This window comes from Pseudomonas glycinis, assembly GCF_054871425.1.
Genome location: NZ_JBTYHF010000010.1, coordinates 169,535 through 190,993, shown reverse-complemented (window position 1 = coordinate 190,993; position 21,459 = coordinate 169,535). Strand labels below are relative to the sequence as shown.

The following is a 21,459-nucleotide window of genomic DNA, read 5'->3' as shown; positions in this document are numbered from 1 at the left end:
GGATTTTCAGGCGCTAAATGACTCAGCCCTTGGCGCCAGCCTCGATCATGTTTTCCGGCCGCACCCAAGCGTCGAACTCTTCATCCGTCAGATAACCCAGCTGCAACGCCGCCTCACGCAAAGTCAGCCCTTCGCTGTAGGCCTTCTTGGCGATCTCCGCCGACTTGTCATAACCGATGTGCGGGTTCAGCGCGGTCACCAGCATCAATCCACGTTCCAGATGCTTGGCCATGACCTCGGCATCCGGTTCGAGGCCGGCGATGCAGTGCTGCTGGAAGTTGCTGCAGCCATCACCAAGCAGACGGATCGATTGCAGCAGGTTGTGGATGATCACCGGTTTGAACACGTTCAGCTGCAAGTGCCCCTGACTGGCGGCAAAACCGATCGCCACGTCATTGCCGAGCACCTGACAGGCGAGCATCGACAGCGCTTCGCACTGGGTCGGGTTGACCTTGCCGGGCATGATCGAGCTGCCGGGTTCGTTGGCCGGCAGCTTCACTTCAGCGAAACCTGCGCGAGGACCTGAGCCCAGCAGACGCAGGTCGTTGGCGATCTTCATCAAGGCCACGGCGAGGGTTTTCAGTGCACCCGACAGCGTTACCAACGGTTCATGACCGGCCAGCGCGGCGAACTTGTTCGGCGCGGTGACGAACGGCAGACCGGACAGTGCTGCGAGTTCGGCGGCAATCGCCTCACCGAAGCCGTGTGGCGAATTCAAACCGGTACCAACGGCGGTGCCGCCCTGAGCCAGTTCGCAAACCGCCGGCAGCGCGGCACGAATCGCGCGCTCGGCGTAATCCAGTTGCGCGATGAAGCCGGACAGTTCCTGACCGAAGGTGATCGGCGTCGCGTCCATCATGTGCGTGCGCCCGGTCTTCACCAGTTTCATGTGTCGCGCCGCCAGTTCGGCAAGGCCACCGGACAGCTCGGCAATCGCCGGCAGCAGTTGTTCCTGCACCGCTTTGGCGGTGGCGATACTCATGGCGGTAGGGAAGCAGTCGTTGGAACTTTGCGAGCGATTGACGTGATCGTTCGGGTGCACCGGCGACTTGCCGCCACGCGGGTTGCCGGCCAGTTCGTTGGCGCGACCGGCGATCACTTCGTTGACGTTCATGTTGCTCTGGGTGCCGCTGCCGGTCTGCCAGACCACCAGCGGGAACTGCTCGTCATGCTCGCCGGCGAGCACTTCATCGGCGGCCTGTTCGATCAGACGGGCGATGTCGGCAGGCAGGTCGCCGTTGCGGTCGTTGACCCGTGCGGCGGCTTTCTTGATCAGCGCCAGGGCGTGCAGCACCGGTAGCGGCATGCGTTCCTGACCGATGGCGAAGTTGATCAGCGAGCGTTGCGTCTGAGCACCCCAGTAAGCGTCGTCCGGGACCTCGATCTGGCCCAGGCTGTCGGTTTCGATACGGCTCATCGTGCACACTCCTGTTGGTCTGTTGGCGCAATTTAGGCCGGCATCGGCCCGGGTGGTTCCATCGGCTCGATTGTTGACCGCAAAACCCCGCCAATCAAGCGCGGCAAGGGCCGGGGGTTGAGCCACAGCGATTGTTAGGCGCAGAATGGTCGCCCTTGGGGTTCGACCTCGCTTTGCTTAAAGGAAACTCGATGACTCGTCTTCGCGCCATCTGTACCGCGGTTGCACTGGTTTGCGCCAGCGGCCAGGTGCTTGCCGATACCGCCAGCCACAACGCCAGTGCCGAAGCTTTCCTGACGCTGGCTCACGCTGACAAGCTGGGTACCCCGGTGTACATGCAAGTGCAGCAAATGTTCGCCCAGCGCTTTGAACAGACCAAAGCCCCTGAGTCGAAGAAAGCCGTGCTCGAAACCTACCAGGCCAAGGCCAACGCTGCGCTGGACCAGGCCATCGGCTGGAACAAGCTCAAGCCCGACATGGTCAAGCTCTACACCAGCAACTTCAGCGAATCCGAGCTGAAAGATCTGGTTGCCTTCTACCAGTCGCCACTGGGCAAAAAGGTCCTGGAAAAAATGCCGCAGCTGACCCAGCAATCGGCGCAGATGACCCAGGGCAAACTGGAAAGCGCGGTGCCAGTGGTCAACAAGCTGCTCGACGACATGACCAAAGAGCTGACCCCGGCCGCGGCGCCAGCCAAGAAGAAGTAAGCGGAGTTCGTGATGACCATGCAACAACGCATCGAATCGACGCTGGCCCTGTTGCAGCCTGAGCACCTGCAAGTGCTCGATGAAAGCCACATGCACAGTCGCGGGTCACAGACCCACTACAAAGCGGTGGTGGTCAGCGCGCAGTTCGAAGGCCTGAACCGGGTCAAGCGCCACCAGAAAGTCTACGGCACGCTCGGCGAGCTGATGGGCGAGTTCCATGCGTTGGCGCTGCACACTTACACCCCGCAGGAATGGGCAGAGATCGACGGCGCCCCGGCGTCGCCGACCTGTGCCGGCGGTAGCAAGCACTGATTTTGGATGTGGCGGGATTTTTGTGGCGAGGGGATTTATCCCCGTTCGGCTGCGCAGCAGTCGTAAACCCTGTAACCACGGTCCTGGCAGAAGGAACGGGGCTGAATGGGTTTAGGGTTGCTTCGCCACCCAACGGGGATAAATCCCCTCGCCACAGGTTTTGTGTTGTCACAGAAGACTGAGTAAATCCAAAACACATCATGTTTTTGCTAGAATCCGCAACGCGCCGCTTAGCCGGCGCGTTTTTTTTTGAATCCGGTTCACCCTTTGCGAGGGTAGCCACCTGGAGAAATACCCATGACACAACCGATTGTCGTGGCGGCACTGTACAAGTTCGTCACCCTCGAAGATTACGTTGACCTGCGCGAGCCACTGCTGCAAGCGATGGTCGACAACAGCATCAAAGGCACTCTGCTGATCGCCGAAGAAGGCATCAACGGCACGGTTTCCGGCAGTCGCGAAGGTATCGACGGCCTGCTCGCCTGGCTCAAGAACGATCCGCGCATGGTCGACATCGACCACAAGGAATCGTACTGCGACGAACAGCCGTTCTATCGCACCAAGGTCAAGCTGAAGAAAGAGATCGTCACCCTTGGCGTCGAAGGCGTTGACCCGAACAAGAAGGTCGGCACTTACGTCGAGCCGCAGGACTGGAACGCGCTGATCAGCGACCCGGAAGTGCTGCTGATCGACACGCGCAACGATTACGAAGTGTCGATCGGCACCTTCGAAGGCGCCATCGATCCGAAAACCACCAGTTTTCGCGAGTTTCCCGACTACATCAAAGAACACTTCGACCCGGCCGTGCACAAGAAGGTCGCGATGTTCTGCACCGGCGGCATCCGCTGCGAGAAAGCCTCGAGCTACATGCTCGGCGAAGGTTTCGAAGAGGTTTACCACCTCAAGGGCGGCATCCTGAAGTACCTCGAAGAGGTGCCGCAGGAAGAAACCAAGTGGCGCGGCGACTGCTTCGTCTTCGACAACCGCGTCACCGTGCGTCACGACCTGACGGAAGGCGACTACGATCAATGTCATGCCTGCCGCACGCCGGTCAGCGTTGAAGATCGCGCCTCCGAGCACTACGTCGCCGGCATCAGTTGCCCGCACTGCTGGGACAAGCTCAGCGAGAAAACCCGGCGCAGCGCCATCGATCGGCAAAAGCAGATCGAACTGGCCAAGGCGCGCAACCAGCCGCACCCGATCGGCTACAACTATAAGCAAGCATCCTCCGAGGCTTAACCATGTCTGCGCGCCTGCTTTATGTGATGGATCCGATGTGTTCATGGTGCTGGGGTTTTGCTCCGGTGGCCAAGGCACTGGTCGAGCAGGCGCAGGCAGCCGGGGTCGAACTGCATCTGGTGGTCGGCGGTTTGCGCACCGGCAGCGGCTCGGCGCTGGAGCCGACCACGCGGCGCTACATTCTTGAGCACTGGCAAGCGGTCACCGAGGCCACCGGCCAGCCGTTCAAGTTCGATGGCGCGTTGCCTGACGGTTTTGTCTACGACACCGAGCCTGCCTGTCGCGCGATTGTCACCGCGCGCAGTCTGGCGCCGGATTGCGCGTGGACACTGGTCGGGATGATCCAGCAGGCGTTCTACGCCGAAGGTCGCGATGTCACTCAGGCCAGCGTGCTGGTCGAACTGGCGGAGCAGGCCGGTGTGCCGCGGATCGAATTCGCCGCGTTGTTCGATCATGCCGATCAGCACAAGGCGACCCAGGCCGATTTCACCTGGGTACAGGATCTGGGCATCGCCGGTTTTCCGACCCTGCTGGCCGAGCGCAACGGGCAACTGGCGCTGCTGACCAACGGCTATCAACCGCTCAGCGAGCTTTCGCCGTTGCTCGGCCGCTGGCTGGAGCGCGCGGCCTGTGTCTGACCGTGCCGATGACACTCCAGCCGAAGAGCGTGTCGACCGGCTGAGCTGGGCTGAAGTCCGGCGTCTGGCACTGCATCACAAGAAATCCCTGTGGATCGCCAACGGCGTGGCCGTGCTGGCGACGCTGTGCAGCGTGCCGATTCCCTTGCTGCTGCCGTTGCTGGTCGACGAAGTGCTGCTCGGCCACGGCGATGCCGCGCTGAAAGTCATGAACCACTTTCTGCCGAGCATGTGGCAGCAGGCGGCGGGTTATATCGGTCTGATGCTGGTGGTGACCCTGACCTTGCGTTGCAGCGCCCTGTGTTTTGGCGTGTTGCAGTCGCGATTGTTCGCGCGCCTGGCCAAGGACATCGTCTACCGCATTCGCGTGCGCCTGATCGAGCGGCTCAAGCGCATTTCCCTCGGCGAATACGAAAGCCTCGGCAGCGGCACGGTGACCACGCATTTGGTCACCGATCTGGACACCCTCGACAAATTCGTCGGCGAAACCCTCAGCCGCTTCCTCGTCGCGATGCTGACCCTGGTCGGCACCGCCAGCATTCTGATGTGGATGCACTGGAAGCTGGCGCTGCTTATTCTGCTGTTCAACCCGTTGGTGATCTACGCCACGGTGCAGTTGGGCAAGCGCGTCAAGCACCTGAAAAAACTCGAGAACGACAGCACCTCGCGCTTCACTCAGGCGCTGAGCGAAACCCTCGATGCGATTCAGGAAGTGCGCGCGGGCAATCGTCAGGGCTATTTCCTCGGGCGCCTCGGTTTGCGCGCGCAGGAGGTGCGCAACTACGCAGTCAACTCGCAGTGGAAAACCGACGCCTCGAACCGCGCCAGTGGTTTGTTGTTCCAGTTCGGCATCGACATCTTCCGCGCGGCGGCGATGCTCACCGTGCTGTTTTCCGACCTGTCGATCGGGCAGATGCTCGCGGTGTTCAGTTACCTGTGGTTCATGATCGGCCCGGTCGAACAGCTGCTCAATCTGCAATACGCCTATTACGCGGCGGGCGGTGCGCTGACGCGGATCAATGAACTGCTGGCGCGTGCCGACGAGCCGCAGTATCCCGGCGGCATCGATCCGTTCAAGGGGCGCGACACCGTCGGCATCGAGGTGCAAGGCCTGAGTTTCGGTTATGGCGACGAGTTGGTGCTGGATCAGATGAACCTGTCGATCCTGCCCGGCGAAAAAGTCGCGATCGTCGGCGCCAGCGGCGGCGGCAAAAGCACCTTGGTGCAATTGCTGTTGGGCCTGTACACGCCAGCGGCCGGGACCATCCGCTTTGGCGGGTCGACCCAGCAGGAGATCGGTCTGGAGACGGTGCGCGAGAACGTCGCGGTGGTGCTGCAGCATCCGGCGCTGTTCAACGACAGCGTGCGCGCCAATCTGACCATGGGCCGCATGCGCGGCGACGAAGCCTGCTGGCAGGCGCTGGAAATCGCGCAAATGGCCGCGACCATCCGTGCGCTGCCCGCTGGTCTCGACAGCATCGTCGGGCGTTCCGGCGTGCGTTTGTCCGGCGGTCAGCGCCAGCGTCTGGCGATTGCGCGGATGATTCTCGCCGAGCCGAAAGTGGTGATTCTCGACGAAGCCACCTCGGCCCTCGATGCCGCCACCGAGTACAACCTGCACCAGGCGATGGCGAAGTTTCTCCATGGCCGCACCACGCTGATCATTGCCCATCGCCTGTCGGCGGTGAAGCAGGCCGACCGCGTGCTGGTGTTCGACGGCGGGCAGATCGCCGAGGACGGCGACCACCGTCAGCTGATCGCCGACGGCGGTCTGTACGCCAAGCTCTACGGCAACTTGCAACAGCACTGATCGAAACCCTCGCCGACCTGTCAGAGGTTCTGCGCGCGGTGTAACGCCGCGCCTTGCCTTGAACGAGAACCCCACCTAGTCTCGTCATAGCGAATTCGCCCGGAAGGCGAGCGGGCAGTGCTCATGCAAGGACTCTCATGAAGCAAAAGCAGACTCTGGGAACACCACGGTTGTTGGGTATCGTCTGGCCCTTTATTGCTGTCGTGGTGTTCCAGGCATTACTGGGGGGCGTGAGCCTTTACGTGCTTTCGGCCGTGCGTGGCTACGTCGCTGGCGAAAGCCTGTGGTCCAAGGGCCAGAAAGACGCCATCTATTACCTCAACCTCTACGCCGACAGCCGTGACGAGGCGATCTATCGCAAATACCTGACGGCGATCGCCGTGCCCCAGGGCGGGCACCAATTGCGCCTGGCGCTGGATCGTCAGCCGCCGGATCTGCAAGCGGCGCGCGAAGGCATTCTCAAGGGCGGTAATCATCCGGACGATGTCTCCAGCGTCATCTGGCTGTACCTCAATTTCCGCCACTATAGTTATCTGGAAACCGCGATCGATCGCTGGACGATTGGCGATGCCTATCTCGACCGACTGCACGAAGTCGCGCAGGAGATGCACCAAGGCATTGCGCAGAACCAGGCCAGCCCCGGCGATGTGCAGCGCTGGAAGTTACAGATCTTCGCCATCAACGATGCAGTCACCCCAGCGGCCAGGGCTTTCAGCGATGCCTTGGGCGAAGGCTCGCGGGTGATCATGCGCCTGCTGCTGTTCACCAACCTGGCCACCGCGCTGGGTCTGATCGCGCTGGCGCTGTGGCGCACGCACAAGCTGCTCAAGCAGCGCCATGAGTTTGCCCAGGCGCTGCAACTGGAAAAGGATCGCGCGCATATCACGCTGCAGTCGATTGGCGATGGCGTGATCACCACCGACGTCAACGGCGCGATCGATTACATGAACCCCGCCGCCGAGGCCATGACGCACTGGAAGGCCGAGCAGGCGGCGGGGCTGCCGTTGTCGGCGCTGTTCAACCTGCTCGACGATAACGCCCAGACCGAAGGGCTGACGTTGATCGAGCACATTCTCAGCGGCCAGCTCAGCGGCGGCAGCGAACATTCCAAGCTGATCCAGCGTCTGGACGGCAGCACCCTGTCGGTGACACTGGTCGGCGCGCCGATCCGCAATGCCGGGAATGTCAGCGGCACGGTGCTGGTGCTGCACGACATGACCCAGGAGCGGCAATACATCGCCAATCTGTCCTGGCAGGCGACTCACGATGCGCTGACCGGGCTGGCCAACCGCCGCGAATTCGAATATCGCCTCGAACAGGCCTTGCACAAACTGACGCGCCAGCCCGGCCGGCACGCACTGATGTTCCTCGATCTCGACCAGTTCAAACTGGTCAACGACACCTGCGGGCACGCGGCGGGCGATGAGTTGCTGCGGCACATCTGCACGCTGCTGCAATCAGACTTGCGCGAGGGCGATACCCTGGCGCGACTGGGCGGCGATGAATTCGGGATTTTGCTCGAGAACTGCCCGCCGGACATCGCCGAGAAGATTGCCGAAAGCCTGCGCCAGACCGTGCAGAACCTGCATTTTGTCTGGAAGGGGCGGCCGTTCCTGACCACCGTCAGTATCGGCCTGGTGCATATCGCGCAGAATCCGACCACCCTTGAAGCCTCCCTGCGCGCGGCGGACATGGCTTGCTACATGGCCAAGGAAAAAGGCCGCAACCGCGTGCAGGTCTATCATGCGGACGACTCCGAACTGTCCATGCGCTTCGGTGAAATGGCCTGGGTGCAGCGCCTGCATATGGCGCTGGAAGAAAACCGCTTCTGCCTTTATGCCCAGCAGATCGCACCGCTCAAGCCGCAACCCGGCCAGGCCGGACACATCGAAATCCTCCTGCGTTTGCATGATGAATCCGGGCGGATGATTTTGCCTGACAGTTTTATTCCGGCAGCGGAGCGATATGGTTTGATGACCCAGTTAGATCGCTGGGTAGTTGAAAATGTTTTCAAGGTTATTGCCCAGTGTATTGAACAGGAACATGAACTTCCTTTGGCAATGTGTGCGATTAATCTGTCAGGCATTACTATAGGAGATGACGCGTTTTTGCACTTCCTGCGGGAACAGTTTGTTAACTACGCTATACCGCCTGAAATGATTTGTTTTGAAATTACTGAAACCAGTGCAATCGCAAATCTTGGCAGCGCAATTCGTTTTATCAATGAACTCAAAGGCTTAGGTTGTCACTTTTCTCTGGATGACTTTTGTGCCGGAATGTCTTCATTCGCTTACTTGAAACATTTGCCTGTAGACTTCCTGAAGATCGACGGGAGTTTCGTTAAGGATATGCTGGACGACCCGATTAATCGGGCAATGGTCGAAGTGATCAATCACATTGGCCATGTTATGGGTAAGCAGACAATTGCCGAGTTTGTTGAAACTAACCAGATCGAACAGGCATTGCTTGAAATAGGTGTGGATTACGCTCAAGGGTATGTCATCGAGCGCCCGCAGTTATTTACCTGTGACAGTTTGCAAAGTCGCCCTGCCAGACCGCAGCCGTTGTTGTTCAAAGCGCCTGGCACGTTCCGTTGAAGTCTCTCGCCGATCCTTGCCATCACAACTCAAAAGGAGCCGAACAGTGATCGACACATTCAACCGAACCGGACCCCTCATGGAAGCTGCAAGTTATCCTGCCTGGGCGCAACAGCTCATCAAGGATTGCAGCGAGAGCAAGCGCCGGGTTGTCGAACATGAACTTTATCAGCGCATGCGCGACAACAGACTCAGCGCGAAAACCATGCGCCAGTACCTGATCGGCGGCTGGCCGGTGGTCGAGCAGTTTGCCTTGTACATGGCGCAGAACCTCACCAAGACCCGCTTCGCCCGCCACCCCGGCGAGGACATGGCGCGGCGCTGGCTGATGCGCAACATTCGCGTCGAACTCAACCATGCCGACTACTGGATGCACTGGAGCCGCGCCCATGGCGTCAGCCTCGAAGATCTCCAGGCCCAGCAAGTGCCGCCGGAGCTGCACGCTCTGAGTCACTGGTGCTGGCACACCAGCTCGGCGGATTCGCTGATCGTGGCGATTGCCGCGACCAACTATGCGATCGAAGGGGCGACCGGGGAGTGGTCAGCGGTGGTCTGCTCGACCGGGGTCTACGCCGCGGCGTTCCCGGAAGAAGATCGCAAGCGCGCGATGAAGTGGTTGAAGATGCACGCCCAGTACGACGACGCCCATCCGTGGGAAGCGCTGGAAATCATCTGCACCCTGGCCGGCATGAACCCGAGCAAGGCGTTGCAGGCCGAGCTACGGCAGGCGATCTGCAAGAGTTATGACTACATGTACCTGTTTCTGGAGCGGTGCATGCAGTTGGAAACTTCGGAGCGCTTGCTGGTCAACCGCGAGCGCCGGACCGTAACCGAAAGCTGATTGAACTGTGGGAGCGAGCCTGCTCGCGAAAGCGGTGGGTCATGCAACGAATCGTTGTCTGACCCTCCCTCTTCGCGAGCAGGCTCGCTCCCATAATGATTTTTAGCCGGCCATCGCCAGCCGGTTCCGCCCCTCGCGCTTTGCGACATAGAGCGCACTGTCGGCCCGGCGCAGCAAGCTGTCCGCCGACTCGCCCGGCAGTAACGTCGAGCATCCCAGGCTCACGGTGATCTCGATCAACTGGCCATCGGCAAAGTATTCCTCCGACTGCGTCGCTTGGCGCAAACGCTCGCCGACCATCGCCGCCGCCTCGCGACCGGTGTTGGACAGCAGGATCAGAAACTCTTCGCCGCCATAACGGAACACCATGTCGACGTTGCGCAGTTGCGCCTTGATCGACGCGGCAATGGCTCTGAGCACTTCATCGCCGGCACCATGACCGTGGTCATCGTTGACCCGTTTGAAGTGGTCGATGTCGAGCATCAGTACTGACAGCGGTTGCGCATGACGGCGCGACATGTCGATCTCACGCTGCAAGGTCTGCTCCATGGCCACCCGATTACCGGCACCGGTCAACGGGTCGCGCAAGGCACTTTGCGTCGCGGCGCGATAGAGCAGGGCGTTGCGCATCGGGTACAGCAGGCAGGACAGCAGCGACTCGAGGTCGCCCTGTTCCTTGTCGTTGAAACGCTGATTGCGGCGGAAGACCAACTCGCCCATGTGCTCGCCTTCGTGGCTCAGGGTGTAGCTGAGCGAGTGGTGGCCGCGCGCGCCGAACTCCAGGCGCAAGTCGCTGGCCTGATGCACATAGCTCAGGGCGTCCAGTGGCACCAGGCGTTGGATTTCGCGGAAGAACAGGCCAAGGATGCGCTGAGGCTCCAGGCTGGTTTGCAGTTGCAGGCTCATTTGCTGACGCAGTTGCGCCAGGCTGGTCGGGCGCTCGATCAGCGCCGGTAGTTGACCGAAGCCCAGGCGCTGCAATTTGGCACTGTCAAAGTCAATTGCATGGGTCTGGGAAGGAGATTTCATATGGCGTGAGCCCCTAAGCAGTAAGGCTGTCTTACAGGCTGGGTGAGAGCGGCTATGGGCTGCGCGTCGTACTGATCCATCAGTCCCGTAGGACGTTTGGCGTAAGTTTAGTCTGCCGCAAGACGATCAGTCAGCTATCGAAATCGGCGTCTGCCCCATGGCCATCACACGGCATGTTTTGAGGGAATTTAGAGCGAAAGGCGTGCCATTCGGTTCGATTTAATTTAAAGCTTTTCGAATCAATGACTTGGTGGTTGGTGCGGGGTTGCGGCGCTGGGTTCTTGGCGGCTTTGTGACGGTTATCAGCGGCAATCGCTTGCCGCGACAGCACTCTGCCGCAGCAACAAATGCGACGTATGGCGTTATTGGGCGTTGAAAGCCTGGCCGTTGACGCCCGCGCTGTCCGGGCCCATCAGGTACAGATACACCGGCATGATCTCTTCCGGTGTCGGGTTGTTCAGCGGATTTTCCCCCGGATAAGCCTGCGCGCGCATGCTGGTGCGCGTACCGCCCGGGTTGATGCTGTTGGAGCGTACCGGCGCAACGCCTTCTACTTCATCGGCCAGGGTTTGCATCAGGCCTTCGGTGGCAAATTTCGACACACCGTAAGCGCCCCAGTACGCGCGACCCTTGCGCCCGACGCTGCTGGAGGTGAACACCACCGAGGCATCCTGGGACAGCTTGAGCAGCGGCAGCAGTGTGCTGGTCAGCATGAACATCGCGTTGACGTTGACCTGCATGACACGCATGAAGTTTTCGCCGGACAGTTGTTCGATCGGCGTGCGCGGGCCGATGATCGAAGCGTTGTGCAGCAGGCCATCGAGGTGGCCGAACTCGGTTTCGATCATCGCCGCCAGCTCATCGTACTGATGGGGCAGGGCGGTCTCGAGGTTGAACGGGATCACCGCTGGTTGCGGGTGGCCGGCAGCCTCGATTTCGTCGTAGACCTCAGTCAGATTGGCTTCGGTCTTGCCCAGCAGTAACACGGTGGCACCGTGGGCGGCATAGGTTTTCGCCGCAGCCGCGCCGATGCCACGGCCGGCACCCGTGACCAGAATGACCCGATCCTTGAGCAATTCAGGGCGAGCGGTGTAATCAAACATAAAAACCTCACAATCCATTTCATGAAGATCTGCTTCACCCCTGTGGCGAGGGGATTTATCCCCGTTCGGCGGCGAAGCCGTCGCAAAACCTGTGTGTCACATCGCCTGGATAAAAGCGGGGGCCGCTTCGCAGCCCAGCGGGGATAAATCCCCTCGCCACACAGGGAGCTTGCAACAGTCAGGTCGGTAGCTGCACAACCCAGCGGGGATAAATCCCCTCGCCACACAGGGAGCTTGCAGCAGTCAGGTCGGCAGCTGCACAGCCCAGCGGGGATAAATCCCCTCGCCAAACAGGGAGCTTGCAACAGTCAGGTCAGCAGCTGCACAGCGCGCTGTCGAGTACCTTGCGCAACTCCAGCGGGTGATCCACCACCACGTCCGCGCCCCAGTGCCGTGGGTTGTCGTCCGGGTGGATGTAGCCGTAGGTCACCGCAGCGGTCTTGGTCCCGGCATCGCGGCCCGATTCGATATCGCGCAGATCATCGCCGATAAACAGCACGGTCGACGGATCCAGATCAAGCATCTTGCAGGCGAGGATCAGCGGCTCCGGATCCGGCTTGCTGTTCTTCACGTGATCCGGGCAGATCAGCAGCGCCGAACGCTCGGCCAGCCCCAGACGCTGCATGATCGGCTCGGCGAAGCGCACCGGTTTGTTGGTGACCACGCCCCAGATCAGGTTGGCCTTTTCGATATCGGCGAGCAGTTCGCCCATGCCGTCGAACAGTTTACTGTGCACCGCGCAGCCGACCAGATAGCGCTCGAGAAACTCCAGACGCAGCTCCTCAAAGCCCGGCGATTCCGGATCCATCGAAAATGTCACCGCAACCATGGCCTTGGCCCCGCCGGAAATCTCGTCGCGGATGTGCTTGTCGTTGATCGGCGGCAGACCGCGATCGGCGCGCATCGCCTGGCAGATGGCGATGAAGTCCGGCGCGGTGTCGAGCAGGGTGCCGTCCATGTCGAAAAGTACCGCTCTGATGGCCATCGGCTTATTCCTCGCGCAGGGTCTGGATCATGTAATTGACGTCAACGTCGTTGGCCAGCTTGTAGTGCTTGGTCAGCGGGTTGTAGGTCAGGCCGATGATGTCCTTGACGGTCAGGCCAGCCATGCGGCTCCACGCGCCGAGCTCGGATGGGCGGATGAATTTCTTGAAGTCGTGGGTGCCGCGCGGCAGCAGCTTCATGATGTATTCGGCGCCGATGATCGCGAACAGATACGCCTTCGGGTTGCGGTTGATGGTCGAGAAGAATACCTGGCCGCCCGGCTTGACCATGCGGAAGCAGGCACGGATTACCGAGGATGGATCCGGCACGTGCTCGAGCATTTCCAGGCAGGTGACCACGTCGAACTGCTCGGGCATTTCCTCGGCGAGGGCTTCGGCGGTGATCTGGCGGTATTCGACGCTGACCCCGGATTCCAGCTGATGCAGTTGTGCGACCGCCAGCGGCGCTTCGCCCATGTCGATGCCCATCACCGTGGCGCCACGCTGGGCCATGGCTTCGCTGAGGATGCCGCCGCCGCAACCGACGTCGAGGACTTTCTTGCCGGCCAGATTGACTCGCTCGTCGATCCAGTTGACCCGCAGCGGGTTGATGTCGTGCAGCGGCTTGAATTCGCTTTCGCGGTCCCACCAGCGATGGGCCAGGGCCTCGAATTTGGCGATTTCGGCGTGGTCGACGTTGCTCATGTTCAATTCCTCGAAAAACCTGAAAAGGGCTGTAGCCGCGGATATAGCGCCGCGGTGTTTACGATTCGGTGTGGCCGCTGATGCGCTGGCCCCAGTGGCGGGCGGTCGCGCCCAGCTGTTGTTCGTCCATGCGGGTCAGGCGCCGGTCGTCGAGCAGTTGCTTGCCGGCGACCCACAGGTGTTTCACGCAATCACGCCCGGTGGCATAAATCAGCTGCGACACCGGGTCATACACCGGTTGCTGCGCCAGGCCGGACAGGTCGAAAGCGACGATGTCCGCGGCTTTGCCAATCTCCAGCGAGCCGACCTGCGCCTCGATCCCCAGTGCACGCGCACCATTGAGGGTGGCCATGCGCAAGGCGCGATGGGCGTCCAGCGCAGTGGCAGAGCCGGCGACGGCTTTGGCCAGCAGGGCGGCGGTGCGGGTTTCGCCGAGCAGGTCGAGATCATTGTTGCTCGCCGCGCCATCGGTGCCGACAGCGACGTTCACCCCAGCCTGCCACAAACGTTCGACCGGGCAGAAGCCGCTGGCCAGTTTGAGGTTGGACTCCGGGCAGTGGATCACGCTGCTGTTGCTTTCTACCAGCAGCGCGAGGTCGTCATCGCTGATCTGCGTCATGTGCACCGCCTGGAAGCGCGGTCCGAGCAGGCCAAGGCGGCCAAGGCGCGCCAGTGGCCGTTCGCCGGTTTGCTCTACGGCCTGCTGCACCTCGAATGCGGTTTCATGCACATGCATGTGGATCGAGGCGTCCAGCTCCTCGGCGATGACCCTGATTTTTTCCAGGTTCTCATCACCGACGGTGTAGGGTGCATGCGGGCCGAAAGTAATCTTGATGCGTTCGTGATGCTTGAGATCGCCGAACAATTCGACGCCCTGACGAATGGCTTCGTCGGCACTGCTGGCGCCGGGGATCGGGAAATCGAGGATCGGAATGGCGATCTGCGCGCGGATACCGCTGTTGTGTACGCGCTCGCTGGCGACTTTCGGGAAGAAATACATGTCAGAGAAGCAGGTGATGCCGCCCTTGATCTGCTCGGCGATGGCCAGATCGGTGCCGTCGCGGACGAAGTCCTCATCGACCCATTTGCCTTCGGCCGGCCAGATATGATTTTCCAGCCAGGTCATCAGCGGCAGATCGTCGGCCAGGCCACGGAACAGCGTCATCGCCGCGTGGCCGTGGGCATTGATCAGTCCCGGCGCCAACAGAACATCCGGCAATTCACGGATTTCTGTCGCGTTACACTTCAACGCTTCGGCGCGCGGGCCGATAAATACGATGCAACCGTCACGGATGCCCAGGCCGTGCTCCTTGAGCACCACGCCTGCGGGTTCGACGGGGACCAGCCAGGTCGGCAGCAATAACAGGTCGAGCGCAATGGCAGGTTTCGGCATCGAGGGTCGGTTCCAGTGCTTTTGTAAAGGATGGCGAAGTATACCCGAGCGTCTTCGCGGGGGGATCGCTATAATCGGCGGCTTTTGTTCATGAGTGCGGGGTGTGGGATGCGCGATCGACTGTTGGCTGCGGAGAAAGTAAAGGCCATCGATTGGCGTGATGGCGCGCTGCACCTGCTGGATCAGCGTATTTTGCCGTTCGAGGAAAGCTGGATCGCCTACACCAGCGCCGCCGGCGTGGCCGAAGCGATTCGCTCGATGGTCGTGCGTGGCGCGCCGGCTATTGGCATCAGTGCGGCCTATGGCATCGTCCTCGCGGCGCGGGCGCGGATTGCCGAGGGCGGCGACTGGTACGCGGCACTGGAAGAGGATTTCGCGCTGTTGGCCGATTCGCGTCCGACCGCGGTCAATCTGTTCTGGGCGCTGGGCCGCATGCACGATCGCTTGGATCGCCTGAAAAGCAACGCCGATCCGCTGGCGGCGCTGGAAGCCGAAGCTATCGCCATTCATGAAAGCGACCGCGAGGCCAACCTGACCATGGCGCAGCTTGGTGTCGATCTGATTCGCAAACATCAAGGCAACGCTCAAGCCATCCTGACCCATTGCAACACCGGCGCGCTGGCCACCGGTGGGTTCGGTACTGCGCTGGGGGTGATCCGCGCTGCTTATATAGAAGGCATGGTCGAGCGCGTTTACGCCGATGAAACCCGGCCGTGGCTGCAAGGCTCGCGGCTGACCGCGTGGGAGCTGGCCAACGAGGGCATCCCGGTGACCCTGAATGCCGACTCCGCCGCCGCGCACATCATGAAAACCAAAGGCGTGACCTGGGTGATCGTCGGCGCTGACCGCATCACCGCCAATGGCGACGTGGCGAACAAGATCGGCACCTATCAATTAGCGGTGAATGCCATGCACCACGGCGTGCGCTTCATGGTCGTGGCACCAAGTTCGACCATCGACATGAACCTGGCCAGCGGCGATGACATCCCGATCGAAGAACGTGATGGCGCCGAACTGCTGGAGGTCGGCGGTAAACGCGTCGGTGCCGATGTTGAAGCGTTCAACCCGGTGTTTGATGTCACCCCGGCGGATCTGATCGATGCGATCGTCACCGAGAAAGGCATCGTCGAACGCCCGGACACCGCGAAAATGGCCCAGCTGATGTGCCGCAAGCGCCTGCATTGAAGGGCTGTAGCGTCTGAGCGGGCCCCATCGCTGGCAAGCCAGCTCCCACAGGTTTTGTGCCCGGCATTGAACCTGTGGGAGCTGGCTTGCCAGCGATGAGGGCCTGAATGTCAATAAACAACTGTAAATCTGCCCCAGATTTCACATTCAAAGAAGCTCAGAGCTTCTGTCGTCCCCCTCAAGCCTGTCATCGGTCAACTAACTATGCTCCATGCGCATCTGGGGGATAGGTGCGTGGCGGCCTTTGTGATAACATCCGGCGTTTTCCGAGGCGGCTCCACGGAGCTGTCTTTACTGCGCAAATCCGCGATCCAATGTTGATTTGTCGTAAGTCGGCGCATGGCACTCGGCCGGCCCCGACGAGCTTCGTTGCTCCCACATGGATATGACGAAGTTTCACCAGAAAAAGGAATCAGGCTTCTCATGGGCGAACTGGCCAAAGAAATCCTCCCGGTCAATATCGAAGACGAGCTGAAACAGTCCTACCTCGACTACGCAATGAGCGTGATCGTCGGCCGTGCACTGCCGGATGCGCGCGATGGCCTCAAGCCCGTGCACCGTCGCGTACTGTTCGCGATGAGCGAGCTGGGCAACGACTACAACAAGCCGTACAAGAAATCTGCCCGTGTCGTCGGCGACGTGATCGGTAAGTATCACCCGCACGGTGACACTGCCGTGTACGACACCATCGTTCGTATGGCCCAGCCTTTCTCCCTGCGCTACCTGCTGGTCGACGGCCAGGGCAACTTCGGTTCGGTCGACGGCGATAACGCTGCGGCCATGCGATACACCGAAGTGCGCATGACCAAGCTGGCGCACGAGCTGCTGGCTGACCTGCACAAGGAAACCGTGGACTGGGTGCCGAACTACGACGGTACCGAACTGATCCCGGCGGTCATGCCGACCCGCGTGCCGAACCTGCTGGTCAACGGTTCCAGCGGTATCGCCGTAGGCATGGCGACCAACATTCCGCCGCACAACCTCGGTGAAGTCATCGACGGTTGCCTGGCTCTCATCGACAACCCCGAGCTGACCGTCGATGAGCTGATGCAATACATTCCCGGTCCGGACTTCCCGACGGCTGCGATCATCAACGGTCGCGCCGGCATCATCGAAGCCTACCGCACCGGTCGCGGACGCATTTACATGCGTGCCCGCTCGATCATCGAAGACATCGACAAGGTCGGTGGCCGTCAGCAGATCGTCATCACCGAACTGCCTTACCAGCTGAACAAGGCGCGTCTGATCGAGAAGATCGCCGAGCTGGTCAAAGAGAAGAAGCTCGAAGGCATCACCGAGCTGCGCGACGAGTCCGACAAGGACGGTATGCGCGTCGTGATCGAACTGCGTCGCGGCGAAGTGCCTGAGGTGATCCTCAACAACCTCTACGCCCAGACCCAGCTGCAATCGGTATTCGGCATCAACATCGTCGCGCTGATCGACGGCCGCCCGCGCATCCTCAACCTCAAGGATCTGCTGGAAGCCTTCGTCCGTCACCGCCGCGAAGTGGTCACCCGTCGTACCGTGTTCGAACTGCGCAAGGCGCGCGAGCGCGGGCACATTCTTGAGGGCCAGGCCGTTGCCCTGTCGAACATCGACCCGGTCATCGCCCTGATCAAGGCCTCGCCAACGCCGTCGGAAGCCAAGGAAGCGCTGATCAGCACGCCTTGGGAATCCTCGGCTGTGGTGGCGATGGTTGAGCGTGCCGGTGCCGATTCGTGCCGTCCGGAAAACCTCGATCCGCAATACGGTCTGCGTGAAGGCAAGTACTTCCTCTCGCCAGAACAGGCGCAAGCCATTCTCGAACTGCGCCTGCACCGTCTGACCGGTCTGGAGCACGAGAAGCTGCTGGCCGAGTATCAAGAGATCCTCAACCAGATCGGCGAGCTGATCCGCATCCTCAACAGCGCCGTGCGTCTGATGGAAGTGATCCGCGAAGAACTGGAAGTGATCCGCGCCGAATACGGCGACGTGCGCCGCACCGAAATCCTCGATGCCCGTCTCGACCTGACCCTGGGTGACATGATCCCGGAAGAAGAGCGCGTCGTGACCATCTCTCACGGTGGCTACGCCAAGACCCAGCCGCTGGCTGCGTACCAGGCCCAGCGTCGCGGCGGCAAAGGCAAATCGGCTACCGGCGTCAAGGACGAGGACTACATCGCTCACCTGCTGGTTGCCAACAGCCACACCACGCTGCTGCTGTTCTCCAGCAAGGGCAAGGTGTACTGGCTCAAGACCTACGAAATTCCGGAAGCATCCCGCGCTGCCCGTGGTCGTCCGCTGGTCAACCTGCTGCCGCTGGATGACGGTGAATACATCACCACCATGCTGCCGGTCGAGGAATACACCGAAGGTCACTACATCTTCATGGCTACCGCCAACGGCACCGTGAAGAAGACCCCGCTGGAATCCTTCAGCCGTCAGCGCAGCGTCGGTCTGATCGCGCTGGAGCTGGACGAAGGCGACGTGCTGATCTCTGCAGCCATCACCGATGGCGAGCGCGAAGTGATGCTGTTCTCCGACGGCGGCAAGGTCACCCGCTTCAAAGAGTCCGACGTGCGTGCCATGGGCCGTACCGCTCGCGGCGTCCGCGGCATGCGTCTGCCGGAAGGGCAGAAGCTGATTTCCATGCTGATCCCGGAAGAAGGCAGCCAGATCCTCACCGCTTCCGAGCGTGGTTATGGCAAGCGCACCGCGATCACCGAGTTCCCTGAGTACAAGCGTGGCGGTCAGGGCGTGATCGCCATGGTCAGCAACGAGCGTAACGGCCGTCTGGTCGGCGCAGTTCAGGTGCTCGACGGCGAAGAAATCATGCTGATCTCCGATCAGGGCACCCTGGTGCGTACCCGTGTCGACGAAGTGTCGAGCCTGGGACGTAATACTCAGGGCGTGACGCTGATCAAGCTGGCCAAGGATGAAACCCTGGTCGGCCTGGAGCGGGTTCAGGAGCCTTCGGAAATCGAAGGCGAAGAGCTCGAAGGTGAAGAGGGCGAGGAAATCGCAGGCAGCGTCGGTATCGACGAGGCCGCAGACGACCAGCAACTCGACGCCGCAGCAGACGAAGAACCGCAGGAATAAGCGGACAAACGAGGGGGCGGATGAGAATTCGCCCCCTTGTTATTTGTCCGGTATGAATTTTCGACATCATGGAGATCCCCTGTGGGAGCGAGCCTGCTCGCGAAAGCAGGCGCTGCGGTACCTCTGAAGCACCGCGGTGATGCATTCGCGAGCAGGCTCGCTCCCACAGGACCATGTTGATCGGTAGTGTGATTTATTGCGTGATACCACCAAATCAGAGCGAGATTGGATGTGAGCAAGCGAGCCTATAACTTCTGCGCCGGTCCGGCGGCGCTGCCTGAAGCTGTCCTGCAGCGCGCCCAGGGTGAACTCCTTGATTGGCACGGCAAGGGTCTGTCGGTCATGGAAATGAGCCATCGCAGCGATGAGTTCGTGTCCATTGCCACCCAGGCCGAGCAGGATCTGCGTGACCTGCTGAATATCCCGTCGAACTACAAAGTTCTGTTTTTGCAGGGCGGCGCCAGCCAGCAGTTCGCGCAGATCCCGCTGAACCTGTTGCCTGAAGGCGGCTCGGCCGACTACATCGACACCGGTATCTGGTCGCAGAAAGCCATCGAAGAAGCCTCGCGCTATGGCCACGTCAACGTTGCTGCCACTGCCAAGCCTTACGACTATTTCGCCATCCCAGGCCAGAACGAGTGGAACCTGTCGAAAGACGCCGCGTACGTTCACTACGCGCCGAACGAAACCATCGGCGGTCTGGAATTCCAGTGGATCCCGCAAACCGGTGACGTGCCGCTGGTCGCCGACATGTCTTCGGACATCCTCTCGCGCCCGGTCGACATTTCGCGTTTCGGCATGATCTACGCCGGCGCGCAGAAGAACATCGGCCCGAGCGGCATCGTCGTCAACATCATCCGCGAAGACCTGCTGGGCAAGGCCCGCTCGCTGTGCCCGACCATGCTCAACTACAAGGTCGCGGCTGATAACGGCTCGATGTACAACACCCCGCCGACGCTGGCCTGGTACCTGTCCGGTCTGGTGTTCCAATGGCTGAAAGAGCAGGGCGGCGTCGAAGCGATCGCCAAGCTCAACGACGTCAAGCAGCGCACCCTGTACGATTTCATCGATGCCAGCGGCCTCTACAGCAACCCGATCAACAAGTCGGATCGCTCGTGGATGAACGTGCCGTTCCGTCTCGCTGACGATCGTCTGGACAAGCCGTTCCTCGCCGGTGCCGACGAGCGCGGTCTGCTCAACCTCAAGGGTCACCGTTCGGTGGGCGGCATGCGCGCCTCCATCTACAACGCCGTCGACATCACTGCGGTCAACGCGCTGGTGGCGTACATGGCGGAATTCGAGAAGGAACACGGCTGATGTCCGAGCAAGAACTCAAGGCACTGCGCGTTCGCATCGACGCTCTGGACACCAAGGTCCTCGATCTGATCAGTGAGCGTGCGCGTTGCGCCCAGGAAGTCGCCCGCGTGAAGATGGCCTCGCTGGCCGAAGGCGAAGTGCCGGTGTTCTATCGTCCCGAGCGCGAAGCTCAGGTGCTCAAGCGTGTGATGGAGCGCAATCAGGGGCCGCTGGGCAACGAAGAAATGGCGCGGCTGTTCCGCGAGATCATGTCCTCGTGCCTGGCGCTGGAGCAGCCACTGAAAGTCGCGTACCTCGGTCCTGAAGGCACTTTCACCCAAGCGGCAGCGATGAAGCATTTCGGTCACGCGGTGATCAGCAAGCCGATGGCAGCGATCGATGAAGTGTTCCGTGAAGTCGCCGCCGGTGCGGTGAATTTCGGCGTGGTGCCGGTGGAAAACTCCACCGAAGGCGCGGTCAACCACACGCTGGACAGCTTCCTCGAGCACGACATGGTCATCTGTGGCGAAGTCGAGCTGCGCATCCACCATCATTTGCTGGTCGGCGAAAATACCAAGACCGACAGCATCAGCCGCATCTATTCCCACGCGCAGTCGCTGGCTCAGTGCCGCAAGTGGCTGGACGCGCATTACCCGAATGTCGAACGCGTCGCGGTATCGAGCAACGCTGAAGCGGCCAAACGGGTCAAGGGTGAGTGGAATTCGGCAGCGATCGCTGGTGACATGGCGGCAGGGCTGTATGGCCTGACGCGTCTGGCCGAGAAGATCGAAGATCGCCCGGACAATTCGACGCGCTTCCTGATGATCGGTAACCAGGAAGTGCCGCCTACCGGCGACGACAAGACCTCGATCATCGTGTCGATGAGCAACAAGCCCGGCGCGCTCCACGAGCTGCTGGTGCCGTTCCACGACAATGGCATTGACCTGACGCGCATCGAAACCCGTCCGTCGCGCAGCGGCAAATGGACTTACGTGTTCTTCATCGACTTCGTCGGCCACCACCGCGATCCGTTGATCAAAGGTGTGCTGGAAAAGATCAGTCAGGAAGCAGTAGCACTCAAAGTGCTGGGTTCCTACCCGAAAGCAGTTCTCTAAGGGGCGGTAGC

At 60.9% G+C, this 21,459-nt stretch carries 17 protein-coding genes; 11 read left to right on the top strand and 6 right to left on the bottom strand.

Features of this window, described 5'->3' with window-relative positions:
• Positions 1–22: 22 nt before the first annotated feature.
• Entirely contained in the window at positions 23–1,417 is a 1,395-nt protein-coding gene (locus tag ACYSTU_RS23130; RefSeq protein WP_016770937.1) for a class II fumarate hydratase, read from the bottom strand.
• 191 nt (positions 1,418–1,608) lie between these two features.
• Here ACYSTU_RS23130 and ACYSTU_RS23125 point away from each other — a divergent pair, with 191 nt between their 5' ends.
• The 7 genes from ACYSTU_RS23125 (at position 1,609) to ACYSTU_RS23095 (ending at position 9,561) form a co-directional block, all read left to right on the top strand.
• Positions 1,609–2,124, top strand: coding sequence for a DUF2059 domain-containing protein (locus ACYSTU_RS23125; RefSeq protein WP_016770936.1), 516 nt, complete (start codon positions 1,609–1,611; stop codon positions 2,122–2,124).
• Between the two features lie 12 nt (positions 2,125–2,136).
• Positions 2,137–2,436, top strand: coding sequence for a BolA family protein (locus ACYSTU_RS23120; protein WP_016770935.1), 300 nt, complete (start codon positions 2,137–2,139; stop codon positions 2,434–2,436).
• 297 nt (positions 2,437–2,733) lie between these two features.
• On the top strand, positions 2,734–3,675 hold the full coding sequence (gene trhO / locus ACYSTU_RS23115) for an oxygen-dependent tRNA uridine(34) hydroxylase TrhO (RefSeq protein WP_499001818.1): 942 nt from the start codon (positions 2,734–2,736) through the stop codon (positions 3,673–3,675).
• A gap of 35 nt (positions 3,676–3,710) precedes the next feature.
• On the top strand, positions 3,711–4,313 hold the full coding sequence (locus tag ACYSTU_RS23110; protein WP_177433361.1) for a DsbA family protein: 603 nt from the start codon (positions 3,711–3,713) through the stop codon (positions 4,311–4,313).
• Positions 4,306–6,123: an ABC transporter ATP-binding protein gene (locus ACYSTU_RS23105; RefSeq protein WP_499001815.1), complete on the top strand. Its 1,818-nt coding sequence runs from the start codon at positions 4,306–4,308 to the stop codon at positions 6,121–6,123. Before ACYSTU_RS23110 ends, ACYSTU_RS23105 begins: the two co-directional genes overlap by 8 nt.
• A 137-nt stretch (positions 6,124–6,260) precedes the next feature.
• Positions 6,261–8,720: an EAL domain-containing protein gene (locus ACYSTU_RS23100; protein ID WP_125917304.1), complete on the top strand. Its 2,460-nt coding sequence runs from the start codon at positions 6,261–6,263 to the stop codon at positions 8,718–8,720.
• 79 nt (positions 8,721–8,799) lie between these two features.
• Complete coding sequence (locus ACYSTU_RS23095; protein WP_166554491.1) at positions 8,800–9,561, top strand: iron-containing redox enzyme family protein; 762 nt, start codon at positions 8,800–8,802, stop codon at positions 9,559–9,561.
• Between the two features lie 102 nt (positions 9,562–9,663).
• On the opposite strand, the gene ACYSTU_RS23090 is transcribed toward ACYSTU_RS23095, so the two are convergent.
• The 5 genes from ACYSTU_RS23090 to ACYSTU_RS23070 all read right to left on the bottom strand — a co-directional run bounded on the left by ACYSTU_RS23090 (position 9,664) and on the right by ACYSTU_RS23070 (position 14,774).
• On the bottom strand, positions 9,664–10,590 hold the full coding sequence (locus ACYSTU_RS23090) for a GGDEF domain-containing protein (RefSeq protein ID WP_123443575.1): 927 nt from the start codon (positions 10,588–10,590) through the stop codon (positions 9,664–9,666).
• Between the two features lie 362 nt (positions 10,591–10,952).
• Complete coding sequence (locus tag ACYSTU_RS23085; RefSeq protein WP_024013876.1) at positions 10,953–11,693, bottom strand: YciK family oxidoreductase; 741 nt, start codon at positions 11,691–11,693, stop codon at positions 10,953–10,955.
• A 313-nt stretch (positions 11,694–12,006) separates the two neighbouring features.
• On the bottom strand, positions 12,007–12,678 hold the full coding sequence (gene mupP, locus ACYSTU_RS23080; protein ID WP_016770929.1) for an N-acetylmuramic acid 6-phosphate phosphatase MupP: 672 nt from the start codon (positions 12,676–12,678) through the stop codon (positions 12,007–12,009).
• 4 nt (positions 12,679–12,682) lie between these two features.
• Positions 12,683–13,381: a bifunctional 2-polyprenyl-6-hydroxyphenol methylase/3-demethylubiquinol 3-O-methyltransferase UbiG gene (gene ubiG, locus ACYSTU_RS23075; protein ID WP_007908399.1), complete on the bottom strand. Its 699-nt coding sequence runs from the start codon at positions 13,379–13,381 to the stop codon at positions 12,683–12,685.
• Positions 13,382–13,439: 58 nt separating this feature from the next.
• On the bottom strand, positions 13,440–14,774 hold the full coding sequence (locus tag ACYSTU_RS23070; protein WP_071173171.1) for a TRZ/ATZ family hydrolase: 1,335 nt from the start codon (positions 14,772–14,774) through the stop codon (positions 13,440–13,442).
• Positions 14,775–14,882: 108 nt separating this feature from the next.
• On the opposite strand from ACYSTU_RS23070, the gene mtnA reads away from it, so the two are divergent.
• From mtnA to pheA, 4 genes are all read left to right on the top strand, one after another.
• Positions 14,883–15,959 carry an S-methyl-5-thioribose-1-phosphate isomerase gene (gene mtnA, locus ACYSTU_RS23065; protein ID WP_499001808.1) on the top strand — a complete coding sequence of 359 codons (1,077 nt, stop codon included), beginning with the start codon at positions 14,883–14,885 and terminating at the stop codon, positions 15,957–15,959.
• A gap of 423 nt (positions 15,960–16,382) precedes the next feature.
• The gene (gyrA, locus tag ACYSTU_RS23060; protein ID WP_110646028.1) at positions 16,383–19,037 is read left to right on the top strand and encodes a DNA gyrase subunit A; all 2,655 of its coding nucleotides are present in this window, start codon (positions 16,383–16,385) and stop codon (positions 19,035–19,037) included.
• A 231-nt stretch (positions 19,038–19,268) separates the two neighbouring features.
• Positions 19,269–20,354, top strand: a complete 1,086-nt coding sequence (gene serC / locus ACYSTU_RS23055; RefSeq protein WP_038860448.1) for a 3-phosphoserine/phosphohydroxythreonine transaminase — start codon at positions 19,269–19,271, stop codon at positions 20,352–20,354.
• Positions 20,354–21,448 carry a prephenate dehydratase gene (gene pheA / locus ACYSTU_RS23050; RefSeq protein ID WP_281881386.1) on the top strand — a complete coding sequence of 365 codons (1,095 nt, stop codon included), beginning with the start codon at positions 20,354–20,356 and terminating at the stop codon, positions 21,446–21,448. The genes serC and pheA overlap by 1 nt, the downstream gene beginning before the upstream one ends.
• Positions 21,449–21,459: the final 11 nt, after the last annotated feature.

Bases quoted from the DNA above. Each gene is read 5' to 3' on its own strand.
- ACYSTU_RS23130 (WP_016770937.1), bottom strand. From the start codon at position 1,417: ATGAGCCGTATCGAAACCGACAGCCTGGGCCAGATCGAGGTCCCGGAC.
- ACYSTU_RS23125 (WP_016770936.1), top strand. From the start codon at position 1,609: ATGACTCGTCTTCGCGCCATCTGTACCGCGGTTGCACTGGTTTGCGCC.
- ACYSTU_RS23120 (WP_016770935.1), top strand. From the start codon at position 2,137: ATGACCATGCAACAACGCATCGAATCGACGCTGGCCCTGTTGCAGCCT.
- trhO (WP_499001818.1), top strand. From the start codon at position 2,734: ATGACACAACCGATTGTCGTGGCGGCACTGTACAAGTTCGTCACCCTC.
- ACYSTU_RS23110 (WP_177433361.1), top strand. From the start codon at position 3,711: ATGTGTTCATGGTGCTGGGGTTTTGCTCCGGTGGCCAAGGCACTGGTC.
- ACYSTU_RS23100 (WP_125917304.1), top strand. From the start codon at position 6,261: ATGAAGCAAAAGCAGACTCTGGGAACACCACGGTTGTTGGGTATCGTC.
- ACYSTU_RS23095 (WP_166554491.1), top strand. From the start codon at position 8,800: ATGGAAGCTGCAAGTTATCCTGCCTGGGCGCAACAGCTCATCAAGGAT.
- ACYSTU_RS23090 (WP_123443575.1), bottom strand. From the start codon at position 10,590: ATGAAATCTCCTTCCCAGACCCATGCAATTGACTTTGACAGTGCCAAA.
- ACYSTU_RS23085 (WP_024013876.1), bottom strand. From the start codon at position 11,693: ATGTTTGATTACACCGCTCGCCCTGAATTGCTCAAGGATCGGGTCATT.
- mupP (WP_016770929.1), bottom strand. From the start codon at position 12,678: ATGGCCATCAGAGCGGTACTTTTCGACATGGACGGCACCCTGCTCGAC.
- ubiG (WP_007908399.1), bottom strand. From the start codon at position 13,381: ATGAGCAACGTCGACCACGCCGAAATCGCCAAATTCGAGGCCCTGGCC.
- ACYSTU_RS23070 (WP_071173171.1), bottom strand. From the start codon at position 14,774: ATGCCGAAACCTGCCATTGCGCTCGACCTGTTATTGCTGCCGACCTGG.
- mtnA (WP_499001808.1), top strand. From the start codon at position 14,883: ATGCGCGATCGACTGTTGGCTGCGGAGAAAGTAAAGGCCATCGATTGG.
- gyrA (WP_110646028.1), top strand. From the start codon at position 16,383: ATGGGCGAACTGGCCAAAGAAATCCTCCCGGTCAATATCGAAGACGAG.
- pheA (WP_281881386.1), top strand. From the start codon at position 20,354: ATGTCCGAGCAAGAACTCAAGGCACTGCGCGTTCGCATCGACGCTCTG.